Source organism: Amycolatopsis sp. NPDC045836 (genome assembly GCF_056431745.1).
The window spans coordinates 45,006-67,483 of the sequence record NZ_JBWKKF010000025.1 but is presented as its reverse complement, the minus strand read 5'-3'; the positions used below and the strand labels follow the sequence as shown (position 1 = coordinate 67,483).

The 22,478-nt window shown below is 70.9% G+C and carries 22 protein-coding genes; 6 read left to right on the top strand and 16 right to left on the bottom strand.

What is annotated here, in order from left to right; genetic code table 11:
- Positions 1–38: 38 nt before the first annotated feature.
- Complete coding sequence (locus AC07EG_RS34100) at positions 39–623, bottom strand: HAD family hydrolase (RefSeq protein ID WP_478257367.1); 585 nt, start codon at positions 621–623, stop codon at positions 39–41.
- Entirely contained in the window at positions 602–1,672 is a 1,071-nt protein-coding gene (locus AC07EG_RS34095) for an ATP-grasp domain-containing protein (RefSeq protein ID WP_478257366.1), read from the bottom strand. The genes AC07EG_RS34100 and AC07EG_RS34095 overlap by 22 nt, the downstream gene beginning before the upstream one ends.
- A 198-nt stretch (positions 1,673–1,870) precedes the next feature.
- On the opposite strand from AC07EG_RS34095, the gene AC07EG_RS34090 reads away from it, so the two are divergent.
- Positions 1,871–2,977: a DegT/DnrJ/EryC1/StrS family aminotransferase gene (locus AC07EG_RS34090; protein WP_478257365.1), complete on the top strand. Its 1,107-nt coding sequence runs from the start codon at positions 1,871–1,873 to the stop codon at positions 2,975–2,977.
- Positions 2,974–3,936: a Gfo/Idh/MocA family protein gene (locus AC07EG_RS34085; RefSeq protein WP_478257364.1), complete on the top strand. Its 963-nt coding sequence runs from the start codon at positions 2,974–2,976 to the stop codon at positions 3,934–3,936. Before AC07EG_RS34090 ends, AC07EG_RS34085 begins: the two co-directional genes overlap by 4 nt.
- Positions 3,937–4,292: 356 nt before the next feature.
- On the opposite strand, the gene AC07EG_RS34080 is transcribed toward AC07EG_RS34085, so the two are convergent.
- The 8 genes from AC07EG_RS34080 to AC07EG_RS34045 all read right to left on the bottom strand — a co-directional run bounded on the left by AC07EG_RS34080 (position 4,293) and on the right by AC07EG_RS34045 (position 11,278).
- On the bottom strand, positions 4,293–4,928 hold the full coding sequence (locus AC07EG_RS34080; RefSeq protein ID WP_478257363.1) for an acyltransferase: 636 nt from the start codon (positions 4,926–4,928) through the stop codon (positions 4,293–4,295).
- Positions 4,928–6,127 (bottom strand): glycosyltransferase family 4 protein, encoded by a 1,200-nt coding sequence (locus AC07EG_RS34075; RefSeq protein ID WP_478257362.1) that lies wholly within the window; start codon positions 6,125–6,127, stop codon positions 4,928–4,930. The genes AC07EG_RS34080 and AC07EG_RS34075 overlap by 1 nt, the downstream gene beginning before the upstream one ends.
- Before the next feature lie 38 nt (positions 6,128–6,165).
- A complete protein-coding gene (locus AC07EG_RS34070; RefSeq protein ID WP_478257361.1) occupies positions 6,166–7,113 on the bottom strand; it encodes an NAD-dependent epimerase/dehydratase family protein in 948 nt (315 codons plus the stop codon).
- Between the two features lie 38 nt (positions 7,114–7,151).
- Complete coding sequence (locus AC07EG_RS34065) at positions 7,152–8,291, bottom strand: DegT/DnrJ/EryC1/StrS family aminotransferase (RefSeq protein ID WP_478257360.1); 1,140 nt, start codon at positions 8,289–8,291, stop codon at positions 7,152–7,154.
- Positions 8,292–8,397: 106 nt separating this feature from the next.
- Entirely contained in the window at positions 8,398–9,126 is a 729-nt protein-coding gene (locus AC07EG_RS34060; protein WP_478257359.1) for an ESX secretion-associated protein EspG, read from the bottom strand.
- Between the two features lie 12 nt (positions 9,127–9,138).
- Positions 9,139–10,359 carry a hypothetical protein gene (locus tag AC07EG_RS34055; protein ID WP_478257358.1) on the bottom strand — a complete coding sequence of 407 codons (1,221 nt, stop codon included), beginning with the start codon at positions 10,357–10,359 and terminating at the stop codon, positions 9,139–9,141.
- Positions 10,356–10,946, bottom strand: a complete 591-nt coding sequence (locus AC07EG_RS34050) for a DUF3558 domain-containing protein (protein WP_478257357.1) — start codon at positions 10,944–10,946, stop codon at positions 10,356–10,358. Before AC07EG_RS34050 ends, AC07EG_RS34055 begins: the two co-directional genes overlap by 4 nt.
- 8 nt (positions 10,947–10,954) lie before the next feature.
- Entirely contained in the window at positions 10,955–11,278 is a 324-nt protein-coding gene (locus AC07EG_RS34045; protein ID WP_478257356.1) for a hypothetical protein, read from the bottom strand.
- Positions 11,279–11,553: 275 nt separating this feature from the next.
- Between AC07EG_RS34045 and AC07EG_RS34040 the strand changes: the two genes are divergently transcribed.
- From AC07EG_RS34040 to lhgO, 4 genes are all read left to right on the top strand, one after another.
- Positions 11,554–12,183 (top strand): DUF4360 domain-containing protein, encoded by a 630-nt coding sequence (locus AC07EG_RS34040; protein ID WP_478257355.1) that lies wholly within the window; start codon positions 11,554–11,556, stop codon positions 12,181–12,183.
- Between the two features lie 160 nt (positions 12,184–12,343).
- Positions 12,344–12,976 (top strand): DUF4360 domain-containing protein, encoded by a 633-nt coding sequence (locus AC07EG_RS34035; RefSeq protein WP_478257354.1) that lies wholly within the window; start codon positions 12,344–12,346, stop codon positions 12,974–12,976.
- 84 nt (positions 12,977–13,060) lie between these two features.
- The gene (locus AC07EG_RS34030) at positions 13,061–16,144 is read left to right on the top strand and encodes an ATP-binding protein (protein WP_478257353.1); all 3,084 of its coding nucleotides are present in this window, start codon (positions 13,061–13,063) and stop codon (positions 16,142–16,144) included.
- The gene (lhgO, locus tag AC07EG_RS34025; protein WP_478257352.1) at positions 16,141–17,352 is read left to right on the top strand and encodes an L-2-hydroxyglutarate oxidase; all 1,212 of its coding nucleotides are present in this window, start codon (positions 16,141–16,143) and stop codon (positions 17,350–17,352) included. Before AC07EG_RS34030 ends, lhgO begins: the two co-directional genes overlap by 4 nt.
- Positions 17,353–17,377: 25 nt before the next feature.
- Here lhgO and AC07EG_RS34020 read toward each other — a convergent pair whose 3' ends face one another.
- From AC07EG_RS34020 to AC07EG_RS33995, 6 genes are all read right to left on the bottom strand, one after another.
- A complete protein-coding gene (locus tag AC07EG_RS34020; RefSeq protein ID WP_478257351.1) occupies positions 17,378–17,557 on the bottom strand; it encodes a hypothetical protein in 180 nt (59 codons plus the stop codon).
- A gap of 57 nt (positions 17,558–17,614) precedes the next feature.
- A complete protein-coding gene (locus AC07EG_RS34015) occupies positions 17,615–18,574 on the bottom strand; it encodes a DUF3558 family protein (RefSeq protein WP_478257350.1) in 960 nt (319 codons plus the stop codon).
- Between the two features lie 4 nt (positions 18,575–18,578).
- A complete protein-coding gene (serS, locus tag AC07EG_RS34010; protein WP_478257349.1) occupies positions 18,579–19,844 on the bottom strand; it encodes a serine--tRNA ligase in 1,266 nt (421 codons plus the stop codon).
- Positions 19,837–20,766 carry a haloalkane dehalogenase gene (locus AC07EG_RS34005; RefSeq protein WP_478257348.1) on the bottom strand — a complete coding sequence of 310 codons (930 nt, stop codon included), beginning with the start codon at positions 20,764–20,766 and terminating at the stop codon, positions 19,837–19,839. The genes serS and AC07EG_RS34005 overlap by 8 nt, the downstream gene beginning before the upstream one ends.
- Before the next feature lie 33 nt (positions 20,767–20,799).
- Complete coding sequence (locus AC07EG_RS34000; RefSeq protein ID WP_153036696.1) at positions 20,800–21,249, bottom strand: DUF350 domain-containing protein; 450 nt, start codon at positions 21,247–21,249, stop codon at positions 20,800–20,802.
- A gap of 64 nt (positions 21,250–21,313) precedes the next feature.
- Positions 21,314–22,477, bottom strand: coding sequence for a glutathionylspermidine synthase family protein (locus AC07EG_RS33995; RefSeq protein WP_478257347.1), 1,164 nt, complete (start codon positions 22,475–22,477; stop codon positions 21,314–21,316).
- Position 22,478: the final 1 nt, after the last annotated feature.

Sequence of the window (22,478 nt, the reverse complement as noted above, 5' to 3'; positions counted from 1 at the left end):
AGCCGATGACCACCGACGACGGTACCAACCCCGGCGGGTCAGCCCGCCAGCGCGGGCAGCAGCTCACTGAGCGTTTCGATGTAGGTGTCCGCGCCCTCCGGGCGGAACTTCAGCGACTCGTTGCGGACGATCACGCTGCGTGCTCCGGCGGCGTGCGCGGCCTCCACGTCGTGGTAGGTGTCGCCGACCAGCACGGCCCCGTCGGCCGTGACGCCGTAGTGCTCGAGCACGGCGTGCACGCCCTCCGGGTCCGGCTTGAGCCGGGCGACGTCCTCCCGTCCGATGACGAACAAGCCGTCCGCGAGGTTGCCCAGCGCGTCGAACACGCAGTGCCGTGAGTTGCGGGTCACGACCGCCAGCGGGTACCGGCCGGTCAGCGTTTCGAGCAGCTCACGGGCACCGGTGGTGAACTCCCCGCGCGGCACCGACTCGCGTTCGTAGCGCGTGACGGTGTCCAGCCCCTCGGTGTCGCCTTCGTCGAGGTACTGCTGGAACAGCGGCCCCAGCTTGGCGTCCGGGGCGAGCCCGAGGTCGGCCCGCAGGCCGGCGAAGTCGACCGGCAGCCGGAACAGCGTGCCGTCGAAGTCGAACGCGAGCGCGCTCAGATCTGCTTGGCGGCCCATTCGCCTTCCTTGACCAGCTGGTAACCCATGTCGATCATCCGGACCCAGTACAGGTCGTCCGGCAGCGGGTTGTGGACGGCGGGCTTCTCGGTGAGCTGGTTGCCGAGGCCGAGCTGGATGTACATGTCGGGCATGTTCAGCCCGGCGTGCGCGAAGAAGTTGCTGGTGGTGAAGAAGCGGCCGACGTTGATCTCGGTGACCATCGGGACGCCCTGGCCGTTCTCCTTCATGTCCACGCAGAACACCCCGCTCGGCTTGGCCGAGACCGCGCGGACGGCCGCCTCGCCGATCTTGTTCACGTCGTCGCGGTTGACCGTCTTGGCCACCGACGGCGAGCTGCTCTGCCCGCTGGGGGTGAGGTTGCCGAAGATGTACTCGATGCGCGAGCGGGCCTGCGAGGTGATCAGCTCACCCTCGTGCCACAGGCTCTGCCAGGCGAACTCCTCGCCGGGCAGGTACTCGCTGGCCATGAAGTCGCCGTAGTCGAGGCCGCGGAACCCGCGCCAGTAGTCGATCCAGGCGTCGCCCTGGTAGTAGGAGTTGATCGGCAGGCTGCCGCGGGAACCGGCGCCGCGAATGGCCCGCAGCCACACCCGCGGATTGATCTTGAGCAGTTCTTCCAGCGCGCCCTTGAGGTCGGCCTGCGAATCGATCTTGATCGCTTCCGGAACGGAAACGCCGTTGGCCTTCATGTGCGCGTTGAAGGCCATCTTGTCGTGGCACAGCGCGACCGCGCCGGCGTCCGGCAGGAACGTGGGCGCGTCCAGCCGGTCGCGGTTCTCGGCGAGGAAACCGACCTCGACGTCCGGCTGCGGGTGCACGAAGTCGATCTTCTCGGCCGCGATGACGCGGTTGATCGCGTCGGCGTAACCGGGGTCGGAGACCGGCGGCACCAGGTACTTCGCGTCGACGTCGAGCAGCTGGAGGTGGTACGGCTTGATGTCGGTGCCGACCACCGAGTACTCGTTCGGCGAGACGGCGAGCGCGTCGCGGAAGTTGTAGGCGGCGGAACCACCGGCGCCGGTGATCAGAATGCGTGCACTGCTCATTTTGTGTGTTTTCGCCCTTTAGTGTTCAGGCCCGCGCACCAGGGCCGAGGCGGCAGCGGGGAGCCACTTGCGACCGGCGGGTATCGTGACGCCCGCGTCAGTGCCAGCACCGGTGCCGACCCAGGGGGCTACTAGCCATGCCGAGGCACGACTGTACCTGACGCGCCGGAAGTGTCCGCCGAGGTGAAAGACTGCTGCATGATCCCCATTACCGTGGTCGACGTCCGCGATGCGGAGGACCTGGTCGTCGAAGTGCTGCGATCCGGCGCCATCGCGCAGGGCCCGATGGTGAAGCGATTCGAGGAAGCGTTCGCCGCCGTCTCCGGCACCAAGCACGCGGTGGCGGTGAACAACGGCACCACCGCGTTGGTCGCCTCACTGCAGGTGCTCGACCTGCAGCCGGGTGACGAGGTCATCACCTCGCCGTTCACCTTCGTCGCGACGCTGAACGCCATCCTGGAAGCGGGCGCGACGGTGCGCTTCGCCGACATCCGGCGGGACGACTTCGCCGTCGACCCGGACGCGGTGGCCGCGGCCATCGGCCCGCGCACCAAGGTGCTCATGCCGGTGCACCTCTACGGCCAGACCGCGGACATGGGCAAGCTGGCGCCACTGGCCGCCGAACGCGGGTTGCACCTGGTGGAGGACTCGGCGCAGGCCGTCGGCGCGAGCTTCGAGGGCCGCCGGTCCGGTTCGTTCGGGCTGGGCTGCTTCTCGCTGTACGCCACCAAGAACATCACCACCGCCGAGGGCGGCGTGATCACCACGGACGACGACGGGCTGGCCGACCGGCTGCGCGTGCTGCGCAACCAGGGCATGCGCGCCCGCTACCAGTACGAGGTCGCCGGGCACAACTACCGGATGACCGACCTGCACGCCGCCGTCGGCATCCCGCAGCTGGAGAAGCTGGACACGATCACCGCGGCCCGCCAGCGCAACGCCAAGCGGCTGACCGAGGGCCTGTCCGGCACCCCGGGCCTGGAGCTGCCGCAGGTGCTGCCCGGCCGCGAGCACGTGTGGCACCAGTACACCGTGCTGGTCGGCCCGCACGCGATGCTCTCGCGCGACGAGCTGGCCGCGGCGCTGACCGAGCGCGGCATCGGCAACGGCACCTACTACCCCAAGGTCGTCTTCGACTACGACTGCTACCGCGGGCACGCGCTGATCCCGGACGCGGACCTGGCGAGCGTGCCGGTGGCCAGTTCGGTGGCCGCGCAGGCGCTTTCGCTGCCGGTGCACCCGAAGCTGTCCGAGGACGACCTGGACAAGATCATCGAGACGGTTCGCGAGGTGCTGGGGGCATGACGCACCGCATCGCCCTGATCGGCACCGGCACCATGGGCTCGCTGCACGCCAGGGTGCTCTCGCAGAACGAGCGCGTGGAGCTGACCCGCGTGGTCGACCCGCGCGAGGACGTCGGCCGCGCCGCCGCCGAGCGCTTCGAAACCCGGTGGACGCCGGAGATCGGCGATCTGTCCGATGTGGACGCCGTGGTGCTGGCCGCGGCCACCGAGGTGCACCACCCGCTGGCGCTGGAGGTGCTCAACCAGGGCAAGCCGCTGCTGGTGGAGAAGCCGGTGTCGAACAGCCTGGAGGCTTCGCGCGAGATCGTCGAGCTGTCCGCGGCCAAGGACATCCCGCTGATGTGCGGGCTGCTGGAGCGGTACAACCCGGCGGTGATGACCGCGCGGGCGCTGGTGCAGGAGCCGATCCACCTGATGGCCAGGCGGCACGGCCCGTACGCCCCGCGCATCAAGACCGGGGTGGCCTGGGACCTGCTGGTGCACGACGTGGACATCGCCATCCAGTTCTTCGGCGGGCAGACCCCGGCGCGGGTCACCTCCGGTGCGGGGTACTTCCACCCGTCGTCGGTGGAAGGCGCCGAGGACACCATCGAAACGGTGCTGACCTTCCCGACCGGGCTGGCCACGGTGTCGGCTTCGCGGTTGGGGCAGCGCAAGGTGCGTTCGCTGGTGGTGTCCGAACTGGACCGGCTGATCGAGATCGACCTGCTGCGCCGCGACGTGACCATCTACCGGCACGTCTCGCACGACGCGGTCACCCCGGACGGCCTCGGTTACCGGCAGCAGACGGTGATCGAGATCCCGGAGCTGGTCACCGCCCGCGAGCCGCTGGCCACCCAGCTGGACCGGTTCGTCGACCTGCTCGAAGACAAGATCGACGCCAACGCCGAGCGCGACTCGATCCTGCCGTCGCACCAGGTGGTCGCCACGGTGAAGGACACCGCCTCCACCCCGGCCTGATCCCCCGTCGAGGGCCCTGCTCGCATCCGCGGGCAGGGCCCTCCTCTTGCCGTAGAACTGACTCTTCGGCGCGCGGGAGAACCCCGGCCGGGGTGGTTTGACCGGCGACGACGATTCCGCTGTTCCGAAGCGGAGGTTTCCGCCGGGCCAGGCGTGCGAGTGGGCGGGCGGTGGTGGCCAAGGTGCTGTGCGAAGGCAGCGAATCGGTGCCGTTCAGCGCGGTCACCGCCCACGGCTGGCCGGTGGAGGAGTCGGCGCTGTCCTGGGCCCGGCCGGCGAAACGCCCCACCGGCCCGGACGACCCCCCGCACGGCCGACCGCCCCCGCGAGCCGCTGACCGCGGAGGCGTTCGCTGGTTACTCCTGCGGGTCGCTGAAGTCGCCGGCGGGGGCGCCCCAGGGGCCCACCGCCATGCCGCGTTCTTCGGCCAGTGCGCGCCGTCGCTCGTTGTCCTCGCGGACCCGCTTGACCTCGCTCTCGATGTACTCGTCGTCGTAGCGCTGGAACACCCGCGCCGGGTTGCCCGCCACCAGCGAGCGCGCCGGCACGTCCTTGGCCACCACCGAGTTCGGCTGCACGGTGGCGAAGTCACCGATGGTCACCCCGGCCATGATCACCACCAGCCCGCCGATGAAGCAGCCCTTGCCGATCTTGACCGGCTTGCGCTCGATCAGGTCGCTGCCCGAGTGGTTCTGCAGCGTCATGTTCGCCAGCCAGCTGGAGTGGGTGAACACCAGCGTGTTCACCCCGATGCTGGTGTGCTCCCCGATCTCCATGCCACCGGAGGCGTCCAGGATGGCGCCCTCGCCGATCCAGCAGTGCTCGCCGATCTTCAGGTTCTCCGGGCTGACGATCTTCGCCCGCTGCCGGATCCGGGTGGTCTCCGGCAGGCCGAACAGCTTCGCCCGCTCGGCGTCGTTCATGTACTCCCCGACCAGTTCGGTCAGGATCTGCGGGCGCAGCCGGTTGCTGCGTTCGTCGTCGAAGAACATCAGGGGGTTTTTCCGCTCGACTCGGCGATGAGCTTCTCGAAGGTGCGCAGGTGCTCGTCGGTGACCACGTCGAGGCCGAAGTTGTCCCGGACCATCGCGCTCTGCCGCTTGGCCAGCTCGGCGCGCTTGACCGGGTCGTCCAGCAGGTCGATCACCGCTTCGCCGACCGCCTTGGCGTCGTCCGGCGGCACGATCAGGATGTTGTCGCCGTTGCGCAGCTCGATGCCGGGGTAGTTGTCCAGCGTGGTCGAGGTGATCGTCGCCGTGCCGGAGAGCATGGCCTCCAGCGAAGCCGTGCCGCAGCCACCGTTGAGGTCGTGCGTGACGATGTCGGCGGCGGCGAAGTACGACGGCACGTCGGCCTTGGGCACCGCGCCCTTGACGATGAACCGGTCGGCGATGCCCAGTTCCTCGGCGCGCTTGATGAACGCGTCGTGGTACACCCGGCCCACCACGATCACCTTGGTGTCCGGGTGCTTCTGCAGGATCGCCGGCATGGCGTCGACCAGCGGCATCCGGTCGCGCAGCGGGATCACGTGACCGAGCGAGACGATCAGCGGGGCGTCGCCGATGCCGTTCTCCTCGCGCACGTCCTTGGTCAGCGGCTTCTCGAAGTGCGCGGTGTCCACCGCGATCGGGAAGTAGTCCGAGTTCGCGTCGCTGGTGCCGTAGCGCTTGACGCAGTAGTCCACGCCCAGCTTGTCCAGGATCACGTACCGCGGCTTGATGACGCTCAGGATCGGCCGCACCAGGAGCGCGTCGAGCATCCGGAACACCGAGCTGTACAGCTTCTTGTCGCTGATCAGCAGGGTGTGGATGGTGACGACCACCGGGATGCCCCGGCGCCGCGCGTACAGCCCGACCATCCAGGACAGGTCGAAGAACTGCCCGTGCAGGTGGATCACGTCCGGCCGGAACGCGTCCAGCATCTTGAACAGCTTCCGCCAGTTGCCCGGCCGGACCGACGCGAAGGTCATGTCGAAGTCGATCGACAGGCCCAGCTGCGGCATCTTCATCGCCGGGAGGCGGACCACGCGGTAGCCGTCGCGCTCCTCCTCCGCCGGGGCGTCCTGGTAGGCGGCGGTGATCGCGAGCACGTTGTTGCCGCTGGCCGTGTACTGCTCGGCCAGCGACGCCGACATGTGCGCGCTGCCCCCCACCCGCGGCGGGAAGAAGTTGTTGACCACGACGATGTTCATCGAGCGCCCCTCTGCCGATCCGGCCGGTGGTAAGCCCATCAGCCGGCGGCCTGGCTCATGTGCAGCTTGACCAGGTCGTGCATGCCCTGCTCGACCGGGATGGTCGGCTCCCAGCCGAGCACCTCCTTGGCGCGGGTGATGTCCGCGGCCCGGCGGGAGACCAGCACGTCGCGCTCGTTGAACTGCGGCTCGACCTGCACGCCCACGGCGTCGATGAGGATCTTGGCCAGGGTGGCGATGGAGGTGTCGATGCCGGTGCCGATGTTGATCGGCAGGTTCGACCGCTCCGACTCCAGCGCGGCGACCACGGCACGGGCCAGGTCGTGCACGTGCACGAAGTCCATCGACTGCTCGCCCTTGCCGTCGATGATCGGCGGCTGGCCGTTGCGCAGGCGGGTGATGAAGTGGTTGATCACCGAGGTGTAGTACGCCTCGCTCTTCTGGCCGGGGCCGTACACGTTGAAGAAGCGCAGGGCGTTCCAGGACAGGCCCTTCTGCCGCTCGTAGAAGCCGAGCAGGTCCTCACCGGCGCGCTTGGTGATGCAGTACGGGGTGAGCGGGCGGAGCTTGTCGTCCTCGTGCATCGGCAGCCGCTCCGGGTCGCCGTAGACCGAGGCGGTGGAGGCGAACACCAGGCGCTGCACGCCCTCGTCCGCGGCGGCGGCGAAGACGTTGTGGTTGCCGGTCATGTTGATGTCCACCGACTCGTGCGGGTCGGCGATCGACTTGTTGATCGACACGGTGGCGAAGTGCACCACGTGCGTGCAGCCGCGCATGGCCTCGCGCACCGCACCGCCGTAGCGGACGTCCTTCTCGACCAGCTCGAGGTTGCCGGTGGCGGCCCACTCCTCCATGCGGGGGCGGTCGCCGCGGGTCATGTTGTCGAAGGCGCGGACGAAGTAACCGCGCTCCATCAGCATCGGGATCACGTGCCCCGCGATGAAGCCGCCGGCGCCGGTGAACAGGACCGTCTTCTTTTCGGACATGGTGTGCGATTTCTCCTGTGCTGGTTCGTCCGCTGGGATCAGGAAAGCTGGGTGACGACCTCGGTGACCGCCTCGATCACCCGGGTGACCTCGTCGTCGGTGAGGTTCGAGTGCATCGGGATGGCCAGGTGCCGCTTGAACGCGTCCGCCGACACCGGCAGCTGCTGGCGCTGCCCGTAGATCGGCTGGACGTGCGACGCGTAGGTACCGAAGTTGCAGCCGATCCCGCGCTCGCGCAGCCGCAGGGCGACCTTGTCGCGGCTGATCTCGGGCGCGATGGTCAGCACGTAGGCCTGCCACGGGTGCTCGCGGTCGGGCAGCTCGACCGGCACCTCGACGCCGTCCAGCGAGGCGAAGCCCTCGTGGTAGCGCTTCGCGGCCGAACGGCGCACGGACAGCAGGTTCGGCAGGCGGTCCAGCTGGACGTTCATGATCGCGGCCTGCACGTCCGACATGCGGAAGTTGTAGCCCAGCTCGTGGAAGGTCGGGATGGGCAGTTCGTCGCTGCCCTCGCGGCTGAACGCCGGCTCGATGCCGTAGGTGTGCAGCTTGCGCGCGTGCGCGATGAGGTCCTCGCGGTCGGAGACCAGCGCCCCGCCCTCACCGGCGGTGATGCCCTTGCGGCCGTGGAAGGAGAAGGCGGCGAGGTCGGCCAGGCTGCCCGCCGGGCGGGTCCGGTAGGTGGCGCCCGCCGAGCAGGCGGCGTCCTCGAACAACCACAGGCCGTGCTTGTCGGCGAGGGCGCGGTACTCGTCGAAGTCACCCGGCTGGCCGAACACGTCGACGGCCAGGATGCCGACGGTCTTCGGCGTGATCAGCGACTCGATCGAGGCCGGGTCGGCGCTCCAGATGTCCGGGCGGATGTCGGCGAACACCGGGGTGGCACCGGCCTGCAGCACGGCGTGACCGGTGGCCGGGAAGGTGTAGTCGCCGACGATGACCTCGTCGCCCGGCTCGACCCCGAGCACCTTCAGGCCGAGGAACAACGCGGTGCCGCAGTTGCTGGTCGCCAGCGCGTGCCGGGTCCCGACCGCGGCGGCGAAGCGCTCTTCGAACTTGCGGCAGGTGGGGCCAGCTCCGGCCAGCCATCCGGACCGGAAGACCTCCGCGACCGCGGCTAGCTCTTCCTCCCCGACGGTCGGCTGGCCAAGGACGATCGGATTGGAGCTGTCAGACATACCTCTCCCATTGCACGAGGACGGGTCGCAGTGTATTAGAGCGGTGCTCGACTGCTCGCAACCCCGTACCTCGACGCATCGAACCAGGGGAAGGTTGCCCGGAGTGTCACAGGTCGCGCCGGAGCTGGTCCAGCAGGCGGATGACGTCGGCGGCCGAGGCGGGGGCCAGTTCGATCCGCTCGTCCGAGGGCAGCGGGACGACCTTCATCGTCCACCGGCCGTCGGCGTTGTCGTAGACGCGGACCGGGTGCGGGCTGCGCCGCCGGGTGCCGCGCTCGCGGACCTCGGCGTAGAACTCGGCCACGCCGTACTGCGGCAGCGAGGCCACCCGCTGCGCGCGCCGGACCTCGGCGCTGGGCACGACCAGGTCGTTCACCGCCAGCAGCTCGCTGCGGAGCACGCTGATCGGCTGCTCGCGGGGTTTGCGCCAGTCGGAGAGCACGTCGGCGAGCAGGGCGCTGAGGTCCTCGCGCCAGAAGGTGCGGATCCAGACGTCCTCGTCCTCGCGGGCGGCGATCAGGCCGAACCAGGGGCAGCGGGCGGCGAGCACCCCCATCGGACGGCGCTCGCCGGCGTGCGAGACCCAGCCGTAGCGGGCTTCGGGTGGGGTGCTGAGCAGGGTGGCGACCGCGTGGAGGTCGGGTTCCTCCTGGTCGGGGCGGCCGCCGTAGCGGGCGCGCTCCTGGTCGAGCACCAGCTTCGCCCGGGCGCGCTCGGCGTCGTCCAGCCACACCGGTTCGGGCGCCAGCACCACGTGCGGCTCACCGCCGGTGACGTCGGTGACCAGCGCGGCGAGCCGGTCGGCGAGGAAGTGCTCTGGCTCGGCGAACCACACGGCAGACCCCGGTCAGCCGCCGATGACCGGCGGGGAGACCGGCAGGCCGGTGCGGGGATCGGTGATCTTCTCGCCGTCCTCGCCGGGCTGGAAGTGCTTGTCCTCGGGAACGCCGTAGCGGCGCTCGTGTTCCTCGTCGTCGTTGCCGCGAGCGGCGGCGGGGGTGGTGGCGATCGGCGTGACGCCCCTCGCCGGGCCGGTGGGCTGGGGGGCCGGTCTGCTGCCGGTGGGCTGGGGTGCTCTGGTGGCGGGCGCCGGGGTGGGTGGGGCGGGTGCCGGGCGTGGGCCTTGGCGTGGTCCTGGGCCTGAGCCCGGGCCTGGGCCTGGGCCCGGGGCCGGGGTGACCGTGGTGCCCGGGACCGGGGTGACCGTGGTGCCGGGGGCCGGGCTCGGGCTGCCGGGGGCCGGGGTGCCCGGGAGCGGGGTGCCCGGAAGCGGAGTGCCGAAGGCTGGGTTGCCCGAGGCTGGGTTGCCCGGGGCCGGGGTGGCCACGGCGGCCTGGGTGCCGGCCCCGGGGCCGGTCTCGGGAGCGGCGCCTCCGGTGCCATCGGACTCGGTGCCGCCGGGGGCGGCCGGGGTGTCGGGGGTGGACTCAGCCGGGCCGGGTGCCGGGGTGCCGCTGGGGTCAGCGTCCTCGGGGGTGTCCGCTGTGGAGGCTGCCTTGTCCACTTTGCCCGGTCCGGTGCCACCGGTCTCGGGAGCCAGGCTGATCGACACGGCCGGCGGGGCGATCTGGCCGTAACTGGTCGGCATCATCTCGGTGTTGTAGGCGCTGTGGTTGGCCCACAGCTCCATCGCCGCCACGTTGCGCTGCGCCACCGCGGAGGACTCGGTGACGAACTGCTCGTACCCGGCACCGGCCGAACCGAGGGTGATCACGTTCGCGATGCTCGACGGCGCGGGCGGGACCGGTGGTACCGGCTCGACGGTGTTCTTCACCAGCCAGAACGACTCCACCTGGCGGCGCAGCAGGTCCTGGGCGAGGTCCAGCGCCTCGGCCGCCGCCAGGTGCTGCTCGGCCAGCGGCCCGGCCCCGCGCTCCGCCGCCCCCGCCGCGTCCCCGGTCCACCCCTGCTCGAACGCCGCCGCCACCCCCGCGATGGCCGCCGCCAGCTCCCGGTACTCGGCCACCACCCCGCTCAGCACCTCCTGGGCCGCCACCAGCGACCCCGGCCCCGGCGCGTTGGCGAAGTGCTCGTAGATCTGCTGCCCGTTCATCGCGGTCACGGTCAAGCCCCCTCCTTGATCGTCTGCAGGATCGCTTCGGCCACGTTCTTCGCCCCGAGGCAAGCGTCGTTGTCTTCGGTCGTGTGCACCGAGACGTCGAAGAAGAGCTGGTCGGTGATCGCCACGGCGATGCCGCAGTCCCCCTCCGCACGCAGGTCGGTGATGTCCAGGTAGACGGCCGGATAGCCGTCGACCTCGGTGGGCTCGAAGTAGCCGTAGTCCCACCAGCCGACGTCGTTGAGCGCGTAGAGGTTGCTCAGCCCGGTGTTCACGCTGGTCAGGTAGGACACGCCGGGGCTGGTGTGACCCAGGCCCACGTTCCAGATGCAGCCGGTGCCCCTGTCGTCGCTGTTCACCCGGCTGGAGGTCACGTTGAACTCGGCCTGCTGGGCGGCGGTGAGGCTGGCGCAGGGGTCGTTGACGTACTTCGTCGCGTCGAGCGGTTCGGCCACCGGGGGCGCTTTGGTGTGTTCGCCCGCCGGGGCCTCGATGACCGGCCGCGCCTCGGGCAACGCGCGCCCGGGCACCGGCGTACCGCACGCCCCGACGGTGACGGCCGAGGCCAGGGCGAGCAGGCACCCGGCGTTTCGCACCCGCGAGTTCATTCCTCGAACACCGCTCCGGTGTTGTTCTCCTCGGCGAGGTAGTTGCCCGAGGCCGCCCACAGGTTGGTCACGTAGGTCGCGGCGTAGTCGGCCATGGCCGCGCTGTGCTGGGCGGCCGAACCGATCGAGAGCACCGTGGCTCTCACCTGCTCCCTCGCGGGGTCGTCGTCCGCGGGTGGCCCGATTTCCTGCTGCGCCCGGCGCAGCAGGTGCGACTGGCCGCGGATGCGGTCGCACAGGTTCTCGAATTGGCGGATCCGGTCGGCCATCGCTTCGGCGTCGAAGCTGTACCCGCCCGCCATCGTTTCCCCGCCCCTCAAGATCGAATTCTTGGAATTCGCTCGACTACCACAGGTGAACACACCATTACTGGGTTGTCAATTGCACTAGTCCCGAATTAATGCACGAACCGTTCATACGTACGTGAGATCCGGTGGACCACAGCGACACCCCCGAACGGCCGCGGTGGACATGATTTCGATGCACCAAGTGCAGAACATGGCCCCGTTCAGCGGAGTGCGCCGCGAACCGGCCCCGATACCCTGAACCACCGCCGCCACGATTAGTCGTTCAAGACGCATCAGAAGGGTGCATCATGTTCACTGCGCTGGCTGCCAGTGCCCTCGCCCTGTCGGCGATAACCACCCCGAGTTCCGCGGAGCCGGCGGACGCCCCGCCGGACCACGTGACCATCAGCATCGTGACGGTGAACGGATCGGGCTGCCCGGCCGGCACCTCCGCGGTCGCGGTGTCGCCCGACAACACGAACTTCACCGTCACCTACAGCGATTACCTCGCGCAGACCGGCGTCGGCGCCACGCCGACCGAATTCCGGAAGAACTGCCAGCTGAACCTCCGGGTGAACTACCCGCAGGGGTTCACCTTCGGCATCGCGCAGGCCGATTACCGCGGCTTCGCCCACCTCGCCAAGGGCGCCTACGGTTCCCAGCGCGCCAACTACTACTTCCAGGGCAATTCGGCCAATGCCACCGCGGTGCACCCCTACAGCGGCCCGTACAGCGACAACTGGCAGGCCACCGACAAGACGGACTTCGCCTCCATTGTGTACGCACCCTGCGGCGAAGTGCGCCACCTCAACGTGAACACCGAACTGCGGGTGAGCGTCGGCACCTCGGACCCGAAGGCCACCACCAGCTTCATGTCGATGGACTCCACCGACGGCAACGTCGACACCAAGTACCACTTCTCCTGGAAGAAGTGTTGAAAACCAACCCCTTCTGACCGAAGGCCCCACCCTGCCCATTTTCGAAACGGTGCCAACCGAATAAGAAAGGCACCCGTTTAGCGGAATTGCGGTAGCGGGACCGGCGCTAACATTCAGGAACCGCCGCCACCTGGAGTTGACTCCCCGGAAAGGTGTGCACATGTTCAGCGCGCTGGCCGCTACCGCATTGGCAATGTCAATCGTTTTTCCGCCGGGTGGTGCCCCCGGCACCACCCCACCGCCCGACCATTTCACGATCGACGTGGTCACCGTCAACGGTTCCGGCTGCCCGGCCGGCACCGCCGCCGTCGCGGTGTCCCCGGACAACAAATCATTCACCGTGACCTACAGCGATTTCCTGGCCCAGGTCGGGGTGGGCGCGGCGCCGACCGACTTCCGCAAGAACTGCCAGCTCAACCTGCGGATCAACGCCCCGTCCGGCTTCACCTACGGCATCGCGCAGGCCGACTACCGCGGCTTCGCGGCACTGGCGAAGGGCGCCAGTGGCACCGAGCGGGCGAACTACTACTTCCAAGGCATGTCCCCGACCCAGTACATCAGCCACAGCTACAACGGGCCGCTCGAGGACAACTGGCAGGCCACTGACCAGACCGAACTCGTTTCCGTTGTTTACGCACCCTGCGGCGAGAAAAGACATTTCAACATCAATACCGAACTACGGGTGAACGTGGGCACCTCGGACCCGAAGACGACGACCAGCTTCATGACCATGGACTCGACCGACGGCGACTTCTCCACCACCTACCACTTCGCCTGGAAGACCTGTCCATGACCTAGAGCCGCTGGGGGGCGGGACATCGGCGGCGTTTCCCGTCCCCCCAGCACCTTCCCGGCCGCCCGGGGAGAGGATGTGCCGGTGCGCTTCGGCATCCTCGGCCCGACGGAGGTCCGCACCGCCACCGGCAGCCGCCTGCCGGTGGGCGGACCGCGGGTGCGCGCCCTGCTCACCCTGCTGCTGCTCGACGCGGGCCGCGTGGTCCCCGCCGAGCGGCTGCTGAAGGACCTCTACGGCGACCGGGCACCGGCCAATCCGGCCAACGCGCTGCAGTCGCAGGTTTCGCGGCTGCGGCAGGCCGGGGTGGCGGTGGAACTGCTGCCCGCCGGGTACCGCCTCGCGGTGGACCCGGTGGACGTGGACGCCCACCGGTTCACCCGGCTCGCGGACAGCGGCCGCCGCGCGCTGGCGGCCGGTGACCACGCCGGGGCCGCCGCGCGGCTCGGGGACGCGCTGGCGCTCTGGCGTGGACCGGCACTGGCCGACGCCCCGCTGGCCGGGGCCGCCGCGGCCCGGCTGGAGGAACTGCGGCTGGCCGCGCTGGAGGACCGGATCGACGCCGACCTCGGCACCGGGGCGCACCGGACGCTGGTCGCCGAACTGGGCGAGCTGGTCGCCGCCCACCCGTTGCGGGAACGCCTGCGCGGGCAACTGGTCCGCGCCCTGCACGCCGGTGGCAGGCGGGCCGAAGCACTGGCCGCCTTCGAGGACGCGCGTCGCACGCTCGCCGAGGAACTGGGCGTCGACCCGTCACCGGAACTGGCCGCCATCCACCTCGAAGTGCTGCGGGCCGAGAGCACACCGGAGGCACCGCGTCCGGCGCTCCCGGCCGCGCTGACCAGTTTCGTCGGCCGCGACGACGACCTGCGGCGGGTGACCGGGCTGCTCGGCGCGGGCAGGCTGGTCACCCTCACCGGCCCCGGCGGCGCGGGCAAGACCCGGCTGGCCGTCGAGGCGGCCCGCGGCTGGCCCGGCGAGGTGTGCCTGGTCGAACTGGCGCCGATCGACACCGAGGTGGCGCAGGCCGTGCTCAGCGCACTCGGCCTGCGGGAGTCCAGCCTTGCCGCCGATCGCCCGGCCACCCCGCCCGCCGATCGGCTGGTCGCCGCGCTCGCCACCAGGAACCTGTTGCTGGTGCTGGACAACTGCGAGCACGTGGTGGACGGAACGGCTCGGCTGACCGCCCGGCTGCTGGCCGCCTGCCCGGCGGTGCGGGTGCTGGCGACCAGCCGGGAGCCGCTGGCGGTCACCGGCGAGCACACCTGGGCGGTGGCCCCGCTGCCGGTGCCGCCGCCCGGCCTGGCCCCGGCGGACGCGCTGGCCTACCCGGCGGTGCGGTTGTTCGCCGAACGGGCCGCCGCGGTGCGCCCGGGGTTCACCGTCGACGAGCGGACCGCTGGCGACGTGCAGCGCATCTGCGCAGCGCTGGACGGGCTGCCGCTGGCCGTCGAACTCGCCGCGGCCCGCGTGCGCTCCCTGCCGCTCGGGGAGATCGCCGCCCGCCTCGACGACCGGTTCGCCCTGCTCTCCCGGGGCGACCGGACCGCGGCTCCCCGCCACCGCACGCTCCGCGCGGTCGTCGAATGGAGCTGGGACCTGCTCGCCCCCGAGGAGCAAACGCTGGCGCGACGACTGGCGGTGTTCGCCGGCGGAGCCGAGCCGACCGCCGTCGCGGCGATCTGCGGACCGGGGGAAGCCGGTGAACTGGCCGAGAAGTCACTGGTCGACCTGGGTGCCGACGGCCGGTACCGGATGCTCGAAACGATCAAGGCGTTCGGCGCCGAGAAGCTCGCCGAAGCCGGGGAGACCGAGCAGCTGCGCCGCGCGCACGCCGAGCACTTCCTGGCCTTCGCCGAGGAAGCCGAACCCCGCATCCGCACGGCGGGCCAGCTCGACTGGCTCGCCCGCCTGGACGCCGACCACGAGAACCTGCTGGCCGCGCTCCGCTGGGCCACCGACGCCGACCCGGTGCTGGCGCTGCGGCTCGTCGCGGCCCTGTGCACGTACTGGTGGATGCGCGGACGCCGGTTCGAAGGCTCGGTGCTCAGCCGGGACGTGGCGTTGCGCATCGGGCCGGAGCCACCGCCGGGCCTCGACGACGAGTTCGTGCTGTGCGTGGCCAACGCCGCCGCCGGACTGTCCTCGGCCGAACCGCTGGAACCGCACCTGGCCGTCGTCCGCCGGTTCGCGCGCGACTGGTCCCGGCCACCGCGGCAGCCGATGGTCGCCATGGTGGTCGGCCTGGTGGCCGGCCCGCCGGAGCCCGGCACCCCGGCCGACCGCGCCGGCGAGGCGGGCTTCTCCGACGACCCGTGGAGCCGGGGCCTCGCGTTGATGGGCACCGGGCTCAAGCACATGCTCCAGGGCGACAACGACACCGCCGAACGGCTGCTGCGGGCCGCCGTCACCGCCTACCGCGACCTGGGCGAACGCTGGGGCCTGGCGCTGGCGCTGAGCCACTACGCCCTGCTGCTCGGCAGGCGCGGCGACCTGGCGGCCTCGGTGGAGCTGTCCGACGAGGCGCTCGCGCTGACCGAGTTGCTCGGCGCCACCGACGACACCACCGAACTGCTCCACCAGCGGGCCGACCGGCGCCGGTGGTTCGGCGACCTCGCCGGGGCGGAGGCCGACTACGACCGCGCCATCCAGCTCGCCCGGCGCGCGGGCACCCCGGAAGCGCTGGCCTCGGCGTACCTCGGACTGGCCGAGATCGCCCGGTTGCGCGGCCGGTTCGGCCTGGCCCGCGAACTGGTGGCGCGATCGCGGGCGGCGTGCCCGGCCAGCGGCTTCACCCAGGAGATGATCCGGGTGCAGCTGCTGGTCACCGAAGGCCGGATCGACGAGGCGACGGGGTCGGTGGACGACGCCGTGCGCCGCTACCGGGAGGCGCTCGCCGCCCCGGTCAGCGCCCGTGACCACACCGCGGCGGCCGACGCGGCCGACGGGCTGGCCGGGATCGCCTGGCGGGCGGGTGAGCCGGAACGGGCGGCGTTCCGGCTCGGGGCCGCGGTCGCGTTGCGCGGGGTCGCGGTCGCCGGTGACCCCGAGGTGGCACGGCTCGCCACGGCCGTTCGCGAGTACCTCGGCGACGAGGGGTTCGACCGCGCCTACGCCCGTGGTCAGGCGCTGAGCCCGCCACTGGCGCTCACCGCCGCCGGGGCGTGACCGGTGCTCCCGTACGCTGGCCGACCGTGCGGAAGAACGTTGTTGTCATCGGCGGCGGGATCATCGGACTGGCCACGGCGTGGGAGCTGACCCGCCGCGGCGAGCGGGTCACCGTGCTGGAGAAGGAAGACCACTGGGCCGCCCACCAGACCGGGCACAACTCGAACGTGGTGCACGCCGGGCTGTACTACAAGCCGGGCTCGTTCAAGGCGCGGATGTCGGTGGCGGGCAACCGGTCCATCGTGGACTTCGCCAGGGAGAACGGCGTCGGCGTGGAGGTCTGCGGCAAGCTCGTGGTGGCCACCTCCGAGGACGAGCTGCCCGCGCTGGGGGTGCTGGCCCAGCGCGCCGAGGCCAACGGCGTGCCCGCCAAGCTGGTCAGCGCGGACGAGGCCCGTGAGTACGAGCCCGAGGTCGCCTGCGTCAGCGCGCTGCGGGTGGAGTCCACCGGCATCATCGACTTCCCCGGCGTCTGCCGGGCGCTGGTGCGCCTGCTCGAAGCAGCCGGGGCCGACCTGCGGCTGAGCACGCCGGCGCTGGGCATCCGCAGCCGGAACTCGAAGGTGGAGGTGGCCACCGGCACCGAGGTGCTGCGGGCCGACGCGCTGGTCAACTGCGCCGGGCTGCACTCGGACCGGATCGCGCGGCTGGCCGGGCTGGCGCCGAAGGCCCGCATCGTGCCGTTCCGCGGGGAGTACTACGAACTGCGTGAGGACCGCCGCCACCTGGTGCGCGGCCTGATCTACCCGGTGCCGGACGCCTCGCTGCCGTTCCTCGGCGTGCACCTGACCCGGATGCTCGACGGCAGCGTGCACGCCGGCCCGAACGCCGTGCTGGCGCTGCGCCGCGAGGGGTACCGCTGGGGCGACATCTCGCCCGCCGACCTGGCCGAGGTGGCGCGCTTCCCCGGCGTGTGGCGGCTGGCGAAGAAGTACGCCTACCCGATCGGCCTGGACGAGGTGCGGCGGTCGTTCTCGAAGAAGCGGTTCGCGAACAGCCTGGCCAAGCTGGTGCCCGCGGTGCAGCCGGAGGACATCGTGCGGCACGGTTCGGGGGTGCGGGCGCAGGCGCTGCTGCCGGACGGCTCGATGGTCGACGACTTCCTCATCGAAACCGCGCCGAACCAGGTCCACGTGCTCAACGCCCCGTCACCGGCGGCCACCAGCGCACTGGAGATCGCCAAGCACGTGGCCGATCAGGTCGCGTGAGGTCGCGTGGGGGCTCAAAGCGACCTCACCGGCTCGGCGGAGCCGAGACCGAGTCACGGTAGTCCAGTTCCTCCGCCGTGCGGTCCGGTGCGACCATCACCACCAGCAGGTCGAGCTCGCTGCCCCCGGACAGCGGGCTCGGCGGCAGCATCAGCTTCGGGTTCGCCTTCTCGCCCACGCCGGGCTTCAGGTCCAGCCGCTGCACGTGCTCGGGGGTGAGCAGGGCACCGGGGTCGTCGGCGACCGGCTCCGGCGAGCGCCTTCACGACCGGGGCAGTTTCGGCGCGACCAGCGGTGCGGCGGCCCTGGCCAGCTCGCACGTCCGATCCGCGGCGACGAAGTTGCTCGACATGATCGCCACGTGCGACGTCTCCGAGGTCGCGGTCACCACGCGGCACATGCCGTCGATGTCCGCCGGTTTGTCGTAGACCTGCCACGGTCGGCCACCCAGGTCCTCTTCGGCGTCCGGCTGCTCGTCCCCCGCCGACTCCGCCACCGACTGGTCGTGCTGGAAGGTGACGGTGATGTCCTCCCGGCCCCCGCTCTCGTCGGCGGGTGACCACTGGCAGCCGTCGCCGGTCTCGCCCGCCTCGAACGGCTTCACGCTGGACGCCAGCAGGCCGATCTGCTCGGCTTCGGCCGTGGTGAGCGTGGCGCACGGGTCCTTCCCGAGCAGCGGCGACGGCTGCTTCTGCGGTGGCGGCGGCGCGGGCTGGCCACCCGGCAGCTTCCCGGCGACGAACGGCGCGGCCAGCTTCGCCACCGCGCACGGGTCCCCCGAACCGGAGAAGTCGCTGCTGCCGATCCGCACCCAGTGGCCGTCCGGGAACTCGACCACCAGGTCGCACAGCGAGTCCAGGACGACGCCCTGGTACACCTGCCACGGCAGGCCGCCCGCCTCGAACGAACCGGTCGCCGACGTGCCCGCCAGGTACTCGCGCACGGTGATCTCCGGGGTGCTGATGCCGACGTCGAGACCGCCGCCGCCGTCGACCGTCCACCGGCAGCCGTGCGGGATCTTGCGCCGCACCTCGGCCGGGGTGTACACGGGCTCGGTCAGCTCCAGGAACGCCAGCTGCTCGGCGGTGAAGAGCTCACACGGCTGGAGCGCGGCGACCCCGGTGCGCACCGGGCCGTCCTGCGCCGGCCGCGCGTTGCCGCCGACCTGGCTGGTGCAGGCGGTCAGCAGCAACGCGGCGAGCAGGGCGGTCCGGCGGAGCATGCGCTCACCGTACTGGGGTCAGCACCTCGCGGCCGCCCAAATAGGGGCGAAGGGCCTCGGGCACGCGCACCGAACCGTCCGGCTGCTGGTGGTTCTCCAGGATCGCCACCAGCCACCGGGTGGTGGCCAGCGTGCCGTTGAGCGTGGCGGCGGTCTGCGGCCTGCCGTTCTCGTCGCGGTAGCGCACGCCGAGGCGCCGCGCCTGGAACGTGGTGCAGTTCGAGGTCGAGGTCAGCTCGCGGTACGCCCGCTGCGACGGCACCCACGCCTCGCAGTCGAACTTCCGCGCCGCCGAGGTGCCGAGGTCGCCGGTGGCGGTGTCGATCACCCGGTACGGCACCTCGATCTTGGCCAGCATCTGCTCCTCCCAGTCGAGCAGCCTGCCGTGTTCGGCCTCCGCGTCCTCGGGACGGCAGTAGGTGAACATCTCCACCTTGTCGAACTGGTGCACGCGGATGATGCCGCGGGTGTCCTTGCCGTACGACCCCGCTTCGCGGCGGAAGCAGGACGACCAGCCGGCGTAGCGCGCCGGGCCGTTCGACAGGTCCAGGATCTCGTCGGCGTGGTACCCGGCGAGCGAGACCTCCGAGGTGCCGACCAGGTACAGGTCGTCGTCGCGCAGCCGGTAGACCTCCGACGAGTGCGCGCCGAGGAACCCGGTGCCCGCCATGATCTCCGGGCGCACCAGCACCGGGGTGATCATCAGCGTGAAGCCGTTCTCCGCCGCCTGCGCCGACGCCATGTTCAGCAGCGCCAGCTGCAGCTGCGCGCCGATGCCCTTGAGGAAGTAGAACCGCGAACCGGACACCTTCGCGCCGCGCTCCATGTCGAGCGCGTCGAGCCCTTCGCACAGCTCCAGGTGGTCCTTGACGTCGAAGTCGAACTCCCGCGGCGTGCCGACGTGCTTGAGCACGGTGAAGTCGTCTTCGCCGCCCACCGGTGCGTCGGGGTGCACCACGTTCGGCACCAGCCGGTGCAGCTCCTCGAACTCCTCCGAGGACTGCGCCTGCTCGGCTTCGGCGGCCTTCACCTGCGCGGCCAGCTCCTTGCCCCGGGCCAGCAACGCGTCGCGCTCGTCGCCCTTCGCCCTGCCGATCTGCTTGCCGAGCTGCTTCTGCTCGGCGCGCAGGGAGTCGGCACCCGCGATCGCGGACCGGCGGCGGGCGTCGAGGTCGAGCAGTTTGCCGACCACGCCCTCGTCCTCACCACGGGCGCGCTGCGAGGCACGCACGGCTTCCGGGTCTTCGCGGAGTGTCCTGGGGTCAATCACGAGAGGTGAGGGTAGTCGCAGGCCCGGCGACGAAGCCCGCCACCACCCGCCCCAGTTCGGCGCCGGCGTCCTCCTGGAGGAAGTGCCCGGCCCCGCGGATGGTCGGGTGGTCCAGCCCGGCCGCGCCCCGCAGCTTGCGCACCTCGGGTTCCCAGGCGGCGGTGATCGGGTCGCCGTCGGAGAAGGCGGACAGGATCGGCAGGTCGGCGGTGCTCAGCGTGGCCAGCGCCAGCCGGTTCGCCGCGCTCGCCGGGTTGTCCGGGGTGATCGGCACCAGGCCCGGCATGGCACGCGGACCGGCCTTGTACATCTCGTTGGGGAACGGCGCGTCGTAGGCGGCGCGCTCGGCCTCGGTCAGCTCCGTCCGGGTCCCGGCCTGGACGAACCGGGCGATGTCCATGATCGGCGCGGTTTCCATCGCCCGGCGGAAGGCGTGCCACGGCTCCGGCATGTCCTGGTCACCGGTGGGCAGGCCGGTGTTCGCGGCCACCACCCCGGCCACCCGGCCGAGGTTCTCCGCGGCCAGGCGCAGGCCGATCAGCCCGCCCCAGTCCTGCCCGACGAGGACCACGTGCCGCAGGTCGAGCGCGTCGAACACGAGCGAGCGCACCCACTCCACGTGCCGGGCGTAGGTGTGGTCGACGATGTCGACCGGCTTGTCGGACCGGCCGAAGCCGACCAGGTCCGGCGCGATCGCCCGGATACCGGCGTCGGCCAGCACCGGCAGCACCTTGCGGTAGAGGAACGACCAGGTGGGCTCGCCGTGCAGCAGGAGCACCGGCGGACCGTCCGGCGGACCCGCCTCGACGTAGGCCATTCTGACGATGCCACCGGCGGGGTCGTCCAGGTCCGCGTAGAAGACGGGGAAGTCGAAGTCGGGCAGGTCCGTGAACCGGTCGTCCGGTGTCCTCAGCAGGCGCACGCCTCCCACGCTAGTGGACGGCGGCGCCCGTTTTCAGCTGATGCCGACGGCCACCACCAGGCCGAGCGCGAGGTGCGCGGCGGCCACCACGACGCTGGCCGGGGCGAACTTCTCGCTCTCGATGGTGGAGCCGACGTCGATCCGGGTGGCCCACTCCAGCAGGCGCACCGCCAGCACCTGGACCACGATGCCGAGCAGGCCGTAGACCAGCGAGGTGATCAGGCCCTCGGTCAGGTCGCTCGCCGAGTTGAAGATCGCCACCACCACGATGAACGCCATCGACAGCAGCCCGGAGGCGGTGACGATGACGGCGTTCGGCAGCCCGCGGCGGACCAGGTCGGACAGCTTGCCCGGGGTGGTCCAGTCGATGGCGTAGAAACCGATGAGCATCAGCAGCAGGCCGATCACGCCGTAGAGCAGGATGGCGCCGATGCCGCGGACCAGGTCCGAGCCGAAGGTCTCGGACAGGGCGAGAGTCGTCACTGGTACTCCCAGGTGCTAGGGCGGGTGATCAGCGCGGATTGTGCCCGATCACCCGATTCGCGCTCTACTCGGGGATGCGGTGGGGGATGAACGCGGCGCCGTCGTCGGTGACCAGGCCCGCGGTTTCGCGGATGCCGAGCCCGGCCGCCTGGTCGCCGACCACCCACGCGCCCAGCGCCGGGCGGTAGCCGTCGAACTCGGGCAGCGGGTCGAACGCCTGGTAGACGTAACCCTCCGCGCCGTAGACGCCGCCGGTCTGGGTCTCGTAGCCGGTGGCCACGATCTGCACGTTGGCGCCCTCGCGGCCGAGCTTCGGCTTGCGCACGTACTCGGTGAGCAGGCCGGGGTCGTCGTTGAACGCGGGCAGCAGGTTGGGGTGCCCCGGGTAGTTCTCCCAGAGGATCGCCAGCAGCGCCTTGTTCGACAGCAGCATCTTCCACAGCGGTTCGACCCACAGCGTGCGCGGCAGCGACTCCACCGCGTACCGGCCGAACTCCTCCTCGACCACCCATTCCCACGGGTAGAGCTTCACCACGGTGTTCATCGGCGCCTCTTCGAGGTCGACGAACCGCTTGAGCACCGGGTCCCAGCCGATCTCCTCGATCGCCAGGCCGACCGTGTCCAGGCCCGCTTCGGCGGCGGTTTCCTGCAGGTAGGAGGTGGTGATGTGGTCCTCGCCGGTGGGGTCGGCGGTGGACCAGCTGAAGTGCAGCTCCTTCGACGGCAGCAGGTCACCGACCTGGCCCCAGCGCTCGACCAGCTTCTCGTGGATGGAGTTCCACTGGTCGTCGTCCGGGAAGACCTCGGTCTTCCAGTACCACTGGACCACCGCGGCCTCGAGCAGCGAGGTCGGGGTGTCGGCGTTGTACTCCAGCAGCTTGGCCGGGCTCTTGCCGTCGTACCGCAGGTCGAACCGGCCGTAGACGTGCGGGTCCCGGCGCTTCCACGACTCGGCGATGTGCGGCCACACCCACTCCGGGATGCCGAAGTCGCGGTAGCGCTCGGTGAGCACCACGTTGTCCACCGCTTCCAGGCACATCGAGTGCAGCAGTTCGACGTCGGCCTCGACCGAGAGCACCTCGTCCATCGGCAGCACGTAGTGCACCGACTCGTCCCAGTAGGGGCGTGACTGGCCGCTGCCGTACCGCGCGGGCGTGCCGAAGACCAGCCCCTGCTCCTCGACGGTGCGCTGCCAGTTCCGCCGGGGCGTGCTGGTTTCCCTGTGCAAG

Bases quoted from the DNA above. Each gene is read 5' to 3' on its own strand.
- AC07EG_RS34100 (WP_478257367.1), bottom strand. From the start codon at position 623: ATGGGCCGCCAAGCAGATCTGAGCGCGCTCGCGTTCGACTTCGACGGC.
- AC07EG_RS34095 (WP_478257366.1), bottom strand. From the start codon at position 1,672: ATGAGCAGTGCACGCATTCTGATCACCGGCGCCGGTGGTTCCGCCGCC.
- AC07EG_RS34090 (WP_478257365.1), top strand. From the start codon at position 1,871: ATGATCCCCATTACCGTGGTCGACGTCCGCGATGCGGAGGACCTGGTC.
- AC07EG_RS34085 (WP_478257364.1), top strand. From the start codon at position 2,974: ATGACGCACCGCATCGCCCTGATCGGCACCGGCACCATGGGCTCGCTG.
- AC07EG_RS34080 (WP_478257363.1), bottom strand. From the start codon at position 4,928: ATGTTCTTCGACGACGAACGCAGCAACCGGCTGCGCCCGCAGATCCTG.
- AC07EG_RS34075 (WP_478257362.1), bottom strand. From the start codon at position 6,127: ATGAACATCGTCGTGGTCAACAACTTCTTCCCGCCGCGGGTGGGGGGC.
- AC07EG_RS34070 (WP_478257361.1), bottom strand. From the start codon at position 7,113: ATGTCCGAAAAGAAGACGGTCCTGTTCACCGGCGCCGGCGGCTTCATC.
- AC07EG_RS34065 (WP_478257360.1), bottom strand. From the start codon at position 8,291: ATGTCTGACAGCTCCAATCCGATCGTCCTTGGCCAGCCGACCGTCGGG.
- AC07EG_RS34040 (WP_478257355.1), top strand. From the start codon at position 11,554: ATGTTCACTGCGCTGGCTGCCAGTGCCCTCGCCCTGTCGGCGATAACC.
- AC07EG_RS34035 (WP_478257354.1), top strand. From the start codon at position 12,344: ATGTTCAGCGCGCTGGCCGCTACCGCATTGGCAATGTCAATCGTTTTT.
- AC07EG_RS34015 (WP_478257350.1), bottom strand. From the start codon at position 18,574: ATGCTCCGCCGGACCGCCCTGCTCGCCGCGTTGCTGCTGACCGCCTGC.